Source organism: Chitinophagales bacterium, from assembly GCA_016787225.1.
Lineage (GTDB): Bacteria > Bacteroidota > Bacteroidia > Chitinophagales > JADJOU01 > CHPMRC01.
The window spans coordinates 51,354-68,178 of record JAEUUY010000019.1; the positions used below are offsets into that span (position 1 = coordinate 51,354).

Below are 16,825 nucleotides of genomic sequence, written 5' to 3' on the forward strand. Positions count from 1 at the left end.
TATTACAAAAATTATTGACGAATAACCATGACATTGAAACTAGTGCCTATCGGGAAATTACTCGCTGTAGTATTGATAATGTACCAAATAGCATTGCTAGGAACATCAGGGTCGACTCCGTATGCAACTCTTCCGCTTGGCATAGATAAAGTTGTCGATGTATTTAATCCTGTATTAGGAGTGATAAGAATAATATCGCTAGGTTTGGGATTACTATATGCCAGTGTAATTGAAGCTACTGCACTGGTAGTAGCAGGAGTTGTAAAGGCGCAACGAGAATTCGCACTACCATGCACTTTAAATTGCCCAGACATAGAAATAGCAGGGCTATCAGCTGAATGAGCTTTCACTATGAGTCCTTTGGTTCCCGATATATCTGCACCTGTAGTATTGATGCCGATGTTCTGTACCAGAAGACCTCGAGATTGATCACCATAGTTAATTATTTGCATTCCTAGTGAAGAATCTCCATTATTAGCTACAACTATACCAGCGTTGCTATTAGCCCCTGTAGTTATATTGCACCCTGTCCCATTAGATATTACATTAAGACCTATTCCTTTGTTTGCCTGCGCTCTCACTGCAGTGCCACTTTCACTCGATCCAAAAAGTCCGATTCCATTTGCTCTATTTTTTCCCACGATGGTAGCACGATCACTTCCTCCAAATGTGCTTGCGTGGATTAAGCTCGCAAACCCTTCAATTTGTGCAGTGAGATTAAGGTCTTTATTTACAACTAGATAGTCATTTGTACTCGGATTAGCAGGGTTTCCTTCTCGAATACCTTTAATGGCTGGGTGAAATACTGAATAATCGCCAGTAGAAGCAGTCGTGATTAGTGGAGATTTTGTAGCCATCCATTTTGATCCATCATGCGATAACATGTCAAATCCTGTTCCTGTAATGCCGATATTTTTGGCATTGTCTGCATACTTAGCATGCGGCGTCGATAAGATTCGTGTTGTTCCCATATCGACATAGGCCCCTGTTAGGTCCACTTCTGTTTTGAGAAATTTTACAAATGACCAATTGACTAAGGAATAATCTCCTACTTTATCCGTACCATTGCCTATCTCTAGATTGAGAATTCCATTGGCGTTATTCATTACTTTAGTGTGGACTTCTTGATAAACCTGTGGTCCAGCTGCAGTATTATCAAGGATACTAACCCTTACTTTCACAGTACTGCCTGAGGCAGGAGGATTATTTGATCCATCCACGACAGCTATTTGATACGAGAAGAAGTCTGTGGCAGTTTGTGCCTGATGTTGCCATACTATGAAAAGTAATAGCATTGTTGAAATTAATTTTTTCATGATGGGTTATTTTAAAGTTTGAAAATTGATTATTGACGAATTATGAGTACATTTAATCGAGTACCAGCATTAAATAAAGCATTTCCTTCTACAGTCCACCAATTGTTACCAGTGTCCCATGTCAGTCTGTGAGATGGAATAGAAGCTCCATTAGACACTACATTGTATATGACAATATCGCTTTGTTTTTGATTAGGATAGGTTAGTGGAATAAATGCATTGGCTGTAGAAATAGCAATTGTTTGAAAAGCCGTTCTTCGCTCAGGGCTTGATGCTGCCACTTTTATAAATCCATCTATTTCTATAGCAGTAGTATCATTGGTTGTCATATCTCCAATAGAAGTACCTGCAACTGCTCTTATACCTGCTTGTTTGCCAAAAAATGCTCCCCCATAGAATCCTCCACCATAGCCTAGTACGCCTGTGACACCATGACCATATACTCCATAACCTAATGAGGCTTGACCTTCTAATCCATGTGAGTTATTGGCATTGGATACTCCTTTGATAGCTACCCCATGGCTGCTAGTTCCCATGATACCAATGCCTCCAGCGGCAAGAGCTTCGCCATATACCCCAACACCTGCACCACCCGCTTCACCATAAACCCCATATCCTGTGCTGGCTACTTTGCCATAGACTCCACGACCAAGTGCTCCTAAAGCTTCGCCTCTTACGCCAGATCCGGTACTTTCATGAATACCATGAATAGCATACCCAAAACCGTTTGTTGCTTTATTTCTAGCATAGATTGCTGCTTTGTGTTGTGTTGGGTTCTCTTTCATCAATGATGCTGCTATGCCATTGTTTTCAAATTGAGATCCAGCCCAATGTATTTCCAAAGCACCTTGCGCATCGCCATCAAAAGAATCTCCTATGGAAGCACTCGATCCGTTGGGATGTCTTAGGCTAAGATTATACTCGCCAGCATATCTTTTCCAATATCCTTCAGGAAGTGCTACAGCGTTTCCATCACTAATTTTTATCGTATCCAAATTCCAACCAGAGTACTGATATGGGACATAGGATAATGTTTGCTTCTCTATTACTTTTTTAGCTGTATTCGCGAATGGTACTCCTAATATTTGAGTTGCCCCCATGTCTATATAATTCGATCCTCCTGTGATATCGACTTCAGTTTTTATAAACCGAGGAGTTGTCCAGACAATGTTGGAAATATTTCCTTCTTTGGATGAGCCATTACCTATTTGTAGATTCACAATTCCAGAATTATTATTGAGTGCCTGTGTATGAAGCTCTCTATAAAGTTGTGCTCCTGCTGCAGATCCATCGAGTATGGAAATTCGGATAGAAATATTGCTACCCTGTGCAGGAGGATTTCCATCGGCACCTCTTATTGCCATTTGGTAAGAAAATACATCTGCTTGCGCTAAAACGCGGAGCTGAAATAAGAGAATTACGAGAAATAATTTGACGCGTACCATAGGTTATAAATTTTAGTGCAAAGTTCTAAAACCTATGGTAGAAGCACAACTACATATAGATGTAGGCTTATGGAATCTTATGATTTGGCAATAGTATCACGAATGAGTTCTATTGTTTTTTGAAGAGAACGAAAGGAGGCCGCGTTTTCTTTTTTAGTTTTAAATATATTTTCAAGTTGTTTGATTGTTTGACCAAATTCATCTAACTCTAGATAATACAACCCTGTCTGCAAATCGTGCAATGAGGTGTGAATATTGGCAGTCATTTTTTGCGCTATACTTTTTTGAATAGACTGTACGCTATTCTGAATAGACACAATTATGTCTTTCTCCATTTTTAGTGCTTTAGATTCATCTCCAAAGCAAAATTCTAAAAGTCTATTATGCTGAATAGTAGCTTTCGCTTTAGTTTTATTAGATTTGGAGATTACCTTAGATATAGTGGTTACTAAATCTTGAATCAAAAAAGGTTTAGGCAATACTTCTTTGACTCCTATTTTATGCCAATCTTTGACTTCATGTTTGAGTACAGAGGCTGTAAAAGCTATGATAGGAATCTTATTAATTTTATCATTCTTGTTTTTCCGAATTTCTTGTGAAGCTGTCATGCCATCCATTATTGGCATTTGGCTATCCATGAGAATGACATTGGGTTGTTGCAATTTTAGAAACTCCAATGCTTCCAGTCCATTTTTACAAATGGAAATTTTAACTAGAGGATTGAGATTTACGAGTGTTTGCGAGGTTATTGTATTATTTATATCATTATCATCGACGATAAGGACATGTAAATGACTCAATACGGCTCTATCGAAAAATGCCTTGCTTCGTTCGATTTCTTCGTATCGAGCTTGGTTACCTCTTTTAAATGGTATATGAAATGAAATAGTAGTACCAATATCTACTTGACTTTTGACAGTTATTTTACCTTTAAACAATTCTATCAATTGTTTGGATATAGATAATCCAAGCCCTGTGCCTCCATATAATCTATTAGTACTCAGATTATCTTGTTCAAATTCTGAAAAAATCTTCTCAATATTTTCTTTTTTGATACCAATTCCCGTGTCTGCTATCTCAAACTTGAGTTCATGAATTTGTTTCGTTTTTCTAACTTCTTTGACAGAAACTTTTACTTCTCCTTTATGCGTAAACTTGATCGCATTACCTACTAAGTTATTTAGAATCTGTAATAGCCTTGTCTTGTCACCTAAAATTACTTCGTTTGATTTTTCATCCATGTGGAAACTAAATCGAATGTTCTTTTCAGCGCATTTAAATTGTCCAATTTCGATGACTTGATCAAGCACATCCTCCAGCTTAAAATCAATATTTTCTAATTCTACTTTTCCTTTTTCTATTTTACTAAAGTCTAGGATATCATTTAGAATCTCCAAGAGACTTTCGGATGAATTGCGGATGGTATCGAGATATTGAATTTGGCTTTTCTTAGGCTCTTTGAGTAATAGAAGATTCGTCATTCCCATGATGGCATTGATAGGTGTGCGGATTTCATGGCTCATATTCGCTAAGAACTTACTTTTAAGCTGTGCAGCCTCTTCCATAGCCTGTTTATCCTTTTTTACCAATTCCATTTCATGGCTTAAAGCCTTGTCTTGAATTTCTTTGTTTTTACTTTCTTCGAGTATTTGTTTATCTAAATTGTGAAATTTTTCGTGATAGTCTAGTGCTTTATCATATTGCTTTATAGCTTTGTAGGATTCAAATAAAATATGATACAATTCCGCTGTCTGGGCTATGTCGTATTGGTATCCAAGTTGCCAAATTTCTTCGATTTTTTCAATCGTTTCTTTATATTTACTTTGATTGAATAAGAGTTCAGCTTCAAGCTTAAAAGTGCTTTGATAAAATACTTTATTTTCAATATGCTCGGCTATTTCTCTTGCTTGTAAAATAATTTTTTTTGCTTCGATATATTTTTTATCATCCAATAGAAGAGAGGAAAGATTCATCAAAGGATAGATTTGTTTCTGAGGAGCTTTATTGTATATGGCAGCTTTGATGGATTTTTCGAAATAGGGTTTGGCTTCTTGATTGCGTTTCATCTTATAGAGTACATCTCCTATATTGTTCAAATTTCCCGGTTCTCCCTGCTTATATCCTATACCTATAAATGCATTATTTGCTTTCAAATTATATTCTAGTGCCCGATCAAGCTCCTGAATGTTTCCATAAACTGCTGCTAGTAGAGAGTAACTATTCGCCAATAGAAATCCATTATGAGCCTGCTCTGCATTTTCTATAGCAGCATAAAAACTTTGGATGGACTCTTTGGGTTTTCTTTTATAGAAGTATAGAAATCCTAACCGAAAATAGAGATGAGATTTTAAATCGGGATCAAAACTGTCTTCATCCTTTAGAGAATTGTAAATGATGTCATACGCCTCATCAATTCTCTGAGTAAACCCCAATGCGGTAGCTAAACAATAGCTTATAAATACATAGATTTCGGAAGAATTATTTTTTTTGAACGTTTTTAATAATTGTCTAGCTACTACAATGCCTTCTTGATACTTCATAGCCTTGTTTAGCAAATAGATTTCTATCGATTTTAGTATCTGGCTATATGGGTGATTTATGGAATTGGTGTTAGCTCCTTGCATTTGTTTTAATTTAGCAAGTGATTTTTCAAATTTTAAATCTATGTCTTTGACAAGGATATCCAATCCATTTTTTTGCTCTTTGGTTAATTCACTATGTTTTGTATATAAGAATTTCATGAGCAGCTTATACTATTTTGTGCAGAATTGCTTTACTGACAGCTTCGGATTGGGAATGAACATGTAGTTTTTTATAGATATTTTTAAAGTGAAATCGCACGGTATCGATGCTGATATTGATGTCTGCGGCTATCATTTTTTGTGAGTAGCCCTTTACTAATAATCCTAGTATGCTTTTTTCTTTTTCCGTAAGCGCATAGTTCTCATCTATATTTATTTTCTCATTCTGTATGTTGCGAAATAGGCTCAATACCTTAGTTGCAATTTGTGGGTTCATAGGTGCACCGCCTTTATACACAGATTCTATGGCATCTATGAGTTCAGCTGGTCTTGTTTTTTTCAAGATATATCCAGAAGCTCCCGCACATAATGCATCAAATACTGTATCATCTGCTTCATGAACGGTTTGAATAAGAATAGGCAAGTCAGGATAAATCTTTCGTATCTGTTTGATAGCTTCTATGCCATTCATTTCTGGCATTTCGATATCCATGAGAATTACATCAGGCTGATAGGACTCGATATGCTTCAAAACATCCACTGGGTTTTCAAATGCTGCTGCACATTTCACGCCTTCGGTTCCGTTTATCAGCTGAAAAAGTCCATCCCTCAAGTAGGAAATGTCCTCATACAGTAGGGTGACTATTGTTCGTGACTCCATATTTCAATTTATTGCAAAATTGAACAAATATTTTTTTTTGATAGACTACATGATGATGTAGTCTATTTTTCATGCAGCGAATTCCTCCTCTACCTCATCAATCTCATAAATCAAATTGTCGAGGATAAAGCGTTGGCGTTCCTTATCATTACCTCCCATGTAGTATTTAAGGAGTTCTTGAATTTTCACCTTATCGTCAAGAATGATGGGCATGAGGCGCATATCTTTTCCTATGAATAACTTGAATTCATCAGGCGATATTTCTCCTAAACCTTTGAAGCGCGTGATTTCAGGCTTTCCACCGAGTTTTTTAATGGCAGCTTTCTTTTCTTGATCAGAATAGCAGTAAATAGTTTCTTTCTTATTTCTCACTCTAAAGATGGGTGTTTCTAGAACTTTCACATGTCCATTGATGACCAATTCTGGGAAAAACTGCAGGAAGAAGGTAAGAAGAAGTAACCGAATATGCATACCATCATGGTCGGCATCGGTTGCTATGATGACATTGTTATATCGTAGATTTTCGATACCTTCTTCGATATCTAAAGCATGCTGAAGAAGATTGAGTTCTTCATTTTCATAGACGATTTTCTTTTTCATACCAAAGCAGTTCTGAGGCTTTCCTTTGAGGGAAAATACAGCCTGAGTCTCCGCATTTCTAGACTTGGTCATAGAACCTGAGGCGGAGTCCCCTTCGGTTATGAATATGGTCGTTTCTTTATTATGATCATACTTTTCATCGGTATAGTGATAGCGACAGTCACGTAGTTTTTTGTTGTGAATATTCGCTTTTTTAGCTCGCTCTTTTGCTATTTTTCTTACTCCCTCCATATCCTTTCGCTCACGTTCGCTGTTTTGTATTTTTTTCAAAATAGCCTCCGCTACCAGTGGATTTTTATGAAGATAGTTGTCCAGATATTGTTTTACAAAATCGTTGACAAAGGCTTTCATAGACCGACCATCGTTCTCTAGTGTGACAGTTCCTAGTTTTGTCTTGGTCTGACTTTCGAACATAGGTTCTTGAATTCGCACACAAATAGCCCCCACTATAGACATACGAATATCCGAAGCGTCAAAGTCTTTTTTATAAAAATCTCGAATGGTTTTGACGATAGCCTCTTTGAATGCACCTAAATGCGTGCCTCCTTGGGTCGTATATTGCCCATTGACAAAGGTATAGTATTCTTCTCCATATTTAGAGGAATGAGTGAATGCCATTTCTATTTCATCATTTTTGAGATGAATAATAGGATATTGCTGCGATTCTTCATCTATTTTTTTACTTACCAAGTCTTTTAATCCATCTTTAGAGCTAAACTCCTGACCATTGAAGATAAGTTTGAGTCCGGCATTGAGATAGGCATAATTCCATAGCTGCTCCTGCACATAGTCGGGGATAAATCGATAATTATGAAAAATGGCATTGTCTGGTCTGAACCATATGGTAGTGCCATTGACATCTTTAGAAGCTTGTATTTTAGTTTCCATTTTTAATTTTCCGCCTTCAAACTCAGCTATTTTTTCCTTACCTTCTCTTACGGATTTTACTTTGAAATAGGAAGACAAGGCATTGACAGCTTTAGATCCTACACCATTCATCCCTACAGACTTTTTGAAAGCCTTAGAGTCAAATTTTCCTGAGGTATTCATTTTTGAGATAGAGTCAACCACTTTTTCCAAGGGAATACCTCTGCCGTAGTCTCGAATCATAACTTCTGCACTATCGAGGTTTATATCTACTTTTTTGCCATGACCCATAATAAATTCATCGATTGCATTATCCATGATTTCCTTGAGTAGAATATATATACCATCATCTTGAGATGTGCCATCCCCCGTTTTCCCGATATACATTCCCGGTCTCAAGCGCATATGCTCCAGCCAATCCAGGGTTTTTATGTCATCCTTGGAGTATTCTAATTCTAAATCACTCTTCATTTTTCCGAATAAATTATATGCAAATTTGTATGAAAATAAATGAAATCTAGAATTCTAGTATTAACATAGTTTTTTTTACATTTTATTTCAAAGATGTAGCAAATAAATATTATGGTTATAAATTGCTGATTTATTGTGTAATTTTGTTTCATCATGACAAAACTTAGGTTGTTTTTTGCCACGTTCCTATTAGTTTGGGGTAATCTAATCTCTCAAAATAATTGTGCAGATTATATACAGGTGTGTGGCAATCAAGCCATAAGCCTCAATGTATCTGGAGGTGGAGTGCAAGAAATAGGTTTTAATACGTGGTGTTTCTTTCAGGAACACAATTCCTTATGGCTGCGGTTTACTATCCAGACAGGTGGTACTTTGGGTTTTAACCTCATTCCTGCAAGCACGAGTATTGTTGAGGACTATGACTTTATGATTTTTGGACCTAATGTAACTTGCATCAATAAAGGGACTCCTATTCGCTGCAGTTCTACCAATCCGCAAGCTGCCGGTTCACCAAACAATCACACGGGTATGCGTGCATCTAGCACTGATGTGTCAGAAGGACCAGGAAATCTTGGAGATAATTGGGTGCAATGGTTGACAGTCAATGCTGGAGAATCCTATTTTTTACTTATTGATAGACCACTTGGAAATTCTGCATTTACTCTAAATTGGACAGGAACAGCAGTACTAAAAAAAACAGACGCAGGTCCTGATTTGACAGTATGTAAAGGTAAAACAATTACTATGGCAGCTACAGAAACAGGGACGTGGATTCAGCATAGTACCAACCCTTCAACTGTGAGCTTTTCTTCTATAACTAATCCTAAATCTTCAGTTTCTGGTTTTAATACTGCTGGAATCTATAAGTTTACTTGGAGTTCATTGGGTTGTGCAGATACCATGCAAATTCAAGTCTTGAATACTTCTAGCTCCAATGAAGCGAAAACAATTTGCCAAGGTCAAACCTATAGAGGTCATAGTGCTACAGGAGTTTACAAAGATACCCTTAAAAATATAGCTGGATGTGATAGTATTATCACCTTGACCCTAACTGTAAATCCAAACTCAGGTTCTACAATTTATAAAACCATATGCCAAGGGGAGAGTTTTCTGGGTAGAACTACATCGGGAACATATACTGATAAATTGGTGAGTGCAAATGGTTGTGATAGCATGCGCACTTTGATTTTGACTGTGAATCCAAGTCATAACCCTGTGATCAATAAAAGTATTTGTGATGGTGAAAGTTTTATGGGTAAAACGGTAACTGGGACCTATACATTCAGTTATAAGAATACCTTTGGTTGTGATAGTATTGTGACTTTAAATCTAAGAGTCAATAATTATTCGAATGTAGTTATCAATGCCGCTATTTGTCAAGGACAATCCTATAATGGCAAAACGGTTGCTGGTACCTATAAAGATAGCTTTAAAAGTATCGAAGGATGTGATAGTATCCGTACATTAAACCTTACCGTCAATCAGCATAGCACATCGACCATCAGGGATACTATCTGTGATGGCAAGTCGCACGGAGGTCATACGAAGACAGGAACCTATGTTGACGTTTTAAAAAATGTAGTGAATTGCGATAGCACACGCACCTTACATTTGGTAGTGAAACCTAATTCATTTTTTACTGTCAATAAAAAAATATGTCAGGGAGAGAGTTTTCTAGGTCGCTCTTCTACGGGTAATTATTCCGATATATTTCTAAGTGCCAATGGATGCGATAGTACCCGTTTTTTAAATTTGTGGGTGACACCCAAAGTGACTATCCCCTTAAATAGAAAAATATGTGAAGGCGAAGTATTTATGGGTCATACCACTTCAGGATTTTATATAGACACGTTGCGAAATGATATTGGATGTGATAGCATTATTACTCATTTAACGCTCAGGGTAATACCGAAAGATTCACTTCTGCGAAAAACAATCTGCGAAGGCGAGAGTTTTCTAGGTTATGATTCTACTGGAGTTTATTTCGACAATATTATTGATGAAAATAATTGTCCTCGATTGAGAAGACTTGAACTTACTGTAAATCCGACTACTTATGGCAGTGAGACAAAAATCATTTGTTTCGGTGAAACTTATAAAGGGAAAAATAAAACGGGGAAGTATTCCATAAAATACAAAAACGTCAATGGTTGTGATAGTTTCTTTAGTTTGGATTTGACTGTAAAGCCAGACTTTCTTACTAAGACTCTAAGGGATACCAATACCTGTAGAGGAAATCCCATTACACTGGGAGTAAAAGAAGGATATAAAGCCTATGAGTGGAATGATGGCGAAAATACTGCAGTTCGGAACGTAAATATATCGGATAACTATGTAGTTACAGTTACTAACCATGATGACTGCCTGTCTACAGACAAAGCCAAGGTTTTTTTCTACCCGCTGCCAAAAGTAGAAATAGGAGAGGATACGATTATTTATGATGGGGAAATACTACGATTAGAACCGAAGATATCTGGAATTTTGAATTACCAAGGTTTAAGGTGGTCGCCTAAACAACTTTTTAAGTGTGATTCTTGCCTCAATCAATGGCTTGAAACTGGACAGAGCACCTATGTCAAATTAGCTTATAACGATAAATACACTTGTTACGGACAAGACTCTTTTGATATCAGAGTTTTACCTGTTCAGAATGTCGGACTACCGACTGCCTTCTCTCCCAATGGAGACGGAGAGAATGACTATTTTGAACTCAATGGAGGTCCTGTGCGTAGTCTTAGTATTTCTATTTTTAATCGCTGGGGAGAAAAAGTATATGAATATACTGGCAAGACTCCTGCGTGGGATGGTAAATATAAAGGTGAGCCATCCCCTACTGGGGTTTATACCTATTTTGTCCGCTTCAATTTATACAAAGGTGGCATTCAGGAAAAGATGGGAACATTTACGATAATACGATAATGTTACGCCATTTTGTCTTGCTCTTTAAACAAAAAGCCACGTCATTTCGTCTCATAAACGTCTAAAAGACATAGATTAGTATGATCAACTAATTTTATTATGACACCTTGTCTCTTATTCTTTGAATGTATTAAATTTGAATGAATATTCTAGAATGAATTGAGTTCGCAATATCTTATTTTAAAATATGAGGAAGAGCCTATTCAACATTTAAAATTCAAAATTAAACATTAACTCAGTGGATATTAAAAAACTTACTATCAAATCGCAAGAGCTCCTTCAAAAAGCTCAAAACAAAGCTGTTGAGGCTTCACATCAGGCTATAGAGAATGCGCATATCGCAATGGCAATCTTGGAAGATGCCGAGAATTTAGTCCCTCAAATTGTGAAGAAATTGGGAATTCAGCCTACACCAATAGTCAACAAATTGGAGGAATCTATTCAAAAAATACCGCGAGTTTCAGGTACAGATTCTGGTCAATACCTCAGTAGAAATGCCCAGACAGTCATGGTGAAAGCGGAATCATTGCTCAAAGACGTTGGTGATAGTTATGTGAGCCCTGAATTGGTCATGTTATCTATGCTTATGCAAAGTGATGATACTGCCAAATTACTCAAAGAGTTCGGTTTAAAAGAATCTGAATTTCGCAAAGCACTCAAGGAAATACGAGGTAATCAAAAAGTAGATTCGAATACGACAGAAATGACCTACGATTCTCTCGGAAAATATGCTATTAATTTAAACGAACAAGCTGAAAAAGGCAAGCTCGATCCTGTAATTGGACGTGATGAAGAGATAAGACGGGTTCTACATATTCTTTCACGAAAGACAAAAAACAACCCAATGCTTATAGGTGAACCTGGAGTAGGTAAAACTGCCATAGCTGAAGGTATAGCCAAGCGAATCGTCAATGGGGATGTACCAGAAAACTTATTAGATTTAAAAGTGTTTGCACTAGACATGGGTGCACTTCTAGCGGGTGCCAAGTACAAAGGAGAATTTGAAGAGCGACTCAAGGCCGTGGTTAAAGAAGTGGTAGAGAGTGATGGCAAAATTGTATTGTTTATTGATGAAATTCATACCCTCATAGGTGCAGGAAAGTCTGACGGAGCTATGGATGCAGCGAATATTCTCAAACCATCTTTAGCACGGGGGGAATTGCGTTCTATCGGAGCTACTACTCTAGATGAATATCAAAAGTATTTTGAAAAGGACAAAGCTATGGAGCGAAGATTTCAAAAAGTGATGATCGAAGAGCCTGATGAAGAAGCGGCCATATCTATCTTGCGAGGTCTGAAAGAGCGCTACGAACGTTACCACAATGTAGAGATAAAAGATGAGGCCATTATTTCAGCAGTTACCCTTTCACAGCGATACATAACGGATCGTTTCTTGCCCGATAAAGCTATAGACCTCATCGACGAAGCTGCGGCAAAACTGAGACTTGAAATTAATTCAGTTCCGGAAGAGCTAGATGAACTCAATCGAAAAATAATGCAGCTCGAGATAGAGCGAGAAGCCATCCGTCGTGAAAATGATGAGACGAAACTGAAAAGTATCGAAGAACAATTAGCGAAATGGAATTTGAGTCGAGAAGAATTTAAATCCAAATGGGAAAAGGAAAAATCAATTGTCGATAAGATTCAAGATGCTAAATCTAAATTAGAAGCCCTAAAACTAGAGGCAGAACAAGCAGAGCGTAGTGGAAATTACGCCCGCGTTGCAGAAATTCGCTATGGATTGATGACTTCTACCCAAGCAGAAGTAGAAGCTTGTGAAAAAGAACTCAAGTCCATAGAGGGAGGAGATAAGTTGATGAAAGAATTTGTCACATCCGAAGATATCGCAGAGATCGTGAGTAAGTGGACAGGTGTGCCGGTGCAGTCTATGTTGCAGTCTGAAAAAATGAAATTACTTCATCTTGATGAAGAACTTCGCAAACGAGTTGTAGGTCAAGAAGAAGCAGTCGAGGCAGTAGCTAGCGCCATATTGCGTAGTCGAGCAGGTTTGCAAAATCCAAATCGTCCTATCGGTTCATTTTTATTTCTAGGTAGCACAGGAGTAGGGAAGACCGAGTTGGCAAAGGCTCTAGCCGAATATCTATTCAACGATGAAAATGCTTACATCCGAATAGACATGAGTGAATACTCTGAGAAACATAGTGTAAGCCGTCTCGTGGGTGCGCCTCCGGGCTATGTAGGATATGAGGAAAGCGGTCAATTGACAGAAGCTGTAAGGCGAAGACCTTACTCCGTCGTGTTGCTCGATGAAATAGAAAAAGCACATCCTGATACCTTCAATATTCTTCTTCAAATGCTTGACGATGGACGATTGACGGACAATAAAGGTCGCCTCATTAACTTTAAGAATACCATTATCATTATGACCTCCAATATGGGTTCGGATATCATTTTAGAGGGATTCGATGATGTGGAAGACGAAAATATGGCTAATGTGGCTCCTATTGTGAAGCAAAAACTGGTAGGGCATCTCAAAACCATCATAAAACCTGAATTTATCAATCGTATCGATGATATAGTTCTATTCCTCCCATTAAGGAGGTCCGTAATTCGAGAAATAGTGAAGATTCAGCTAAAACAGGTTGAGGATTTACTAGCCGATCAAGATTTAAAATTAGAGATATTACCTGCAGCCTTGGATTATCTGGCAGAGCATGGTTATGACCCAGAGATGGGCGCTAGACCATTGAAAAGATTGATTCAACGTGACATTGTCAATCTTATATCTAAGAAAATAATCGCTGGAGATTTTGTCAAGGGGATGATTATTTATATTGATGCTGTCGATGATATTTTAGCGGCGTACACGAAGTAGAATATACTCCTATCACTTAGTATAATTTTACCCACAAAGGCACCAAGACTGAAATTATAAAGCTAAAAATCTCTCTGTTGTTCTGATAGAACTATCGAGACAGGTGATAATTACTACTTAGTGTCTTTGTGGCAAGTAACAATTGATAACTTGTATTATTTCTTTACATTAAAATCACCAGAGTAAATAAGAATAAAGTTGTCCATATTGATGTATTTTTTTGCAGCATCATTTACCTCTTGTAGTGTTACTTTCTGTAATTTTTCACTAAATTCATCGTAGTATTTCAGATCTTTTTTCTGCTCCATGTATCGATTTAATAGACTCGCAATAAAATTATTATTGCCTAGCCCTATTTTTCTTTCCTGAATCTGGCTGCCTTTAATATCCGATAGTTCCTTGCTTGTAAAACTTCCTTGGCTTGCTTTGGTGAGTTCTTCTATAAGGGCATTATTTAGTTTATCTTTAAAACTTGGATTGAAAAAGGCATAAGTGCCGAAGCTACCAATTTGATCCTCAAAATCTGCAGACAAAAATGATCCAGCTCCATAGCTCATTCCCTCTGCTTCACGGAGTCTCTGAGCTATTCTCGAATTTAGAAAAGCCCCACCGCCTATAATTTCATTGGCCATATACATAGCAGGGAAATCTGCGTCTTTCTCGCAAAGTGACATATTGAGAGTGCCGGCAGAAACTGCATTCGTTTTATCATTGATTTGAATAGTTTCATTCTGCTTGGTCGTAGCTATATTTAGTTTTTTGATTTTGACGTATGGGGTCTTGGCATTCCAACCACTAAAAATTTCTTTTAGTGCTTTAGTTGCCGCAACTTTATCTACTTCACCCACGAAGGATGCATATCCTTCATTGAGCCCAATAAATTTCTGATAGAAGTCCTTGACATCTTGAAGTTTTGCTTTTGAAAAACCTAGCAGTTGCTCATCAATAGTCATACTGCCTAGTGGGTGTCCTTTAGGATAAGGATTAGTTTTTATACTGAGTGTCGTGAAAGCTACGTTTTGCGGATCGTTTTTATAAGCTTCATACATTGTTTTATATTCGAGTACCACTTTGTCAAACTCATTTTGATCAAAAGACGGATTGCGCAGAATATCTCTTAACAGATTCATAGTAGCCTGCATATTGTCTTTATCGGTATTAATAGAGATAGATAGAAAGTTAGCTCCGAAATTGACATTGATATCTGATTTTAATTTATCGAGTTCGTCCTTTATTTGAGTTCTATTCTTGGTAGTAGTGCCAGATTTTAACACCGATCCAAGTAGCATTGCTGCTATATCGGTATGCATTAAACTTTGTTCATCCCCTTGAAAAATTTTAATTCTCCCTACTATCTTATTATTTTTAGTTGGCTTATTCAATATGGAATATTGAAGTTTACCATCGATATCTCCTCGTTGAACATTTTTCTTGATATTATCGATGCTAGCATCAAATTCCTGAAGTGTTTGGGTTTGTTCTTTACCTTTATAATCTTTTACCAAGGCATTAATATCAGGTCTTTCATCTACTTTCACTCTATCTGTATTTCTTTCAGGTATAAACTGTCCCCAAGTGCGGTTAGAAGGCCTGTAGTATCTGGCAGCGACTCTTTCCAAATCGGTTACGGTAATTTTATCAATATTATCGCGATAGATATACAACAATCTATAATCGCCCGATGCAATAATTTCAGTCAAGAAAATACCAAAATTGATCGTATTGCTCATAGCTCTATCTATCTGCTTTGTGAGTGAAGCTTTTGCCCTTTGCAATTGTTCTTCGGTGAATTTTGTTTGAGGCAAACCATCCAGTACCTTCCACATTCTGTTTTTTGGCTCATCGACAGATTGATCCATAGGAATATTCATGGAAAAATAGGTATAGCCTGGATCATAGAGTGGCATTGAGTAACCATAAACAGAAGTGGCTAGCTTAGTGTCCATAAGCTCTTTATAGAGTAATCCCGAACCTTCAGACGTTAGTATTTCTATGAGGGCATCATTCACAATGTAATCCTTATCAGAAGCTGCAGGAGTATGATAGGCTAAAGCTATAATGCGTTCATCTCCATTTCTTTTCAACTCTACATAGCGCTCACCATCCTGAGGTGGCTCTACGGTATAGGTAGGCTGCAGCACACGCGTGGGTTTAGGCAGAATAGCTAAGTTTTTAGCAATATACTCCAATGCCTTTTTCTCATCAAACTTACCTGCTATAATAAGTGTGGCATTATCAGGTTGATAGTATTTTTTATAGAAGGCTCTAAGATTTTCTACAGGTACTCTTTCTATATCTTCACGGCTGCCTATGGTCGAATTTCCATAATTATGCCACAGATACATTGTAGATAGGATGCGTTCATTCAGTACACCTCCGGGATTATTTTCTCCTATTTCAAATTCATTGCGAACCACACTAAACTCTTTTTCGAGCTCTTCTTTGAGAATTTTGGCATTGACCATTCTATCTGCCTCCATTTCTATAGCCCATTTCAGATTACTATCCGCTGCGGGCAATATTTCATAATAATTGGTGCGATCATACCAGGTAGTTCCATTCGCGGAGGCACCTCTGTCTCCTATAGCTTTTTTTATGTCTTTAAAATTTTTACAAGACTTGAATAACATATGTTCGAGTAAATGGGCCATCCCAGTCTCTCCATACCCTTCATGTCTGGAGCCTACGTGATAAATGATGTTTACAAGAAGATTGCTCTGTGAAGGGTCAGAAATCAATAAAATCTTGAGTCCATTTTCACATTTAAACTCTTTGATACCTTCCATTGTCCTTACTGGTGTAGGAAGTTTTATTTGACTGGACATATATTGCGCAGCTAATAATAATGCTGCTAATAGGATTTTTTGCATAGTTGGTTTTAATTTTAAGTGAAAAGAAAATATTTTAAATTATAAAGGTTGGGAATAAGGAATGTATCCTTTGAGATTGAATTTTTCCAGCTGGTTTTT

At 37.3% G+C, this 16,825-nt stretch carries 8 protein-coding genes; 2 read left to right on the forward strand and 6 right to left on the reverse strand.

Annotation, left to right across the window (positions count from 1 at the left end):
- Positions 1 to 11: 11 nt before the first annotated feature.
- The 5 genes from JNL75_06410 to JNL75_06430 form a co-directional block, all read right to left on the reverse strand.
- Positions 12 to 1,316, reverse strand: coding sequence for a hypothetical protein (locus tag JNL75_06410; GenBank protein ID MBL7789452.1), 1,305 nt, complete (start codon positions 1,314 to 1,316; stop codon positions 12 to 14).
- A 29-nt stretch (positions 1,317 to 1,345) separates the two neighbouring features.
- Positions 1,346 to 2,761 carry a hypothetical protein gene (locus JNL75_06415; protein ID MBL7789453.1) on the reverse strand — a complete coding sequence of 472 codons (1,416 nt, stop codon included), beginning with the start codon at positions 2,759 to 2,761 and terminating at the stop codon, positions 1,346 to 1,348.
- 77 nt (positions 2,762 to 2,838) lie between these two features.
- On the reverse strand, positions 2,839 to 5,502 hold the full coding sequence (locus JNL75_06420) for a response regulator (GenBank protein MBL7789454.1): 2,664 nt from the start codon (positions 5,500 to 5,502) through the stop codon (positions 2,839 to 2,841).
- A 7-nt stretch (positions 5,503 to 5,509) separates the two neighbouring features.
- Positions 5,510 to 6,163: a response regulator transcription factor gene (locus tag JNL75_06425; protein ID MBL7789455.1), complete on the reverse strand. Its 654-nt coding sequence runs from the start codon at positions 6,161 to 6,163 to the stop codon at positions 5,510 to 5,512.
- 69 nt (positions 6,164 to 6,232) lie between these two features.
- A complete protein-coding gene (locus tag JNL75_06430; GenBank protein MBL7789456.1) occupies positions 6,233 to 8,017 on the reverse strand; it encodes an ATP-binding protein in 1,785 nt (594 codons plus the stop codon).
- Between the two features lie 237 nt (positions 8,018 to 8,254).
- On the opposite strand from JNL75_06430, the gene JNL75_06435 reads away from it, so the two are divergent.
- On the forward strand, positions 8,255 to 11,020 hold the full coding sequence (locus JNL75_06435; GenBank protein ID MBL7789457.1) for a gliding motility-associated C-terminal domain-containing protein: 2,766 nt from the start codon (positions 8,255 to 8,257) through the stop codon (positions 11,018 to 11,020).
- A gap of 238 nt (positions 11,021 to 11,258) precedes the next feature.
- Entirely contained in the window at positions 11,259 to 13,856 is a 2,598-nt protein-coding gene (clpB, locus tag JNL75_06440; GenBank protein ID MBL7789458.1) for an ATP-dependent chaperone ClpB, read from the forward strand.
- 155 nt (positions 13,857 to 14,011) lie between these two features.
- Here the strand turns inward: clpB and JNL75_06445 are convergent, their stop codons facing one another.
- Positions 14,012 to 16,726, reverse strand: coding sequence for an insulinase family protein (locus JNL75_06445; GenBank protein MBL7789459.1), 2,715 nt, complete (start codon positions 16,724 to 16,726; stop codon positions 14,012 to 14,014).
- Positions 16,727 to 16,825 lie beyond the last annotated feature (99 nt).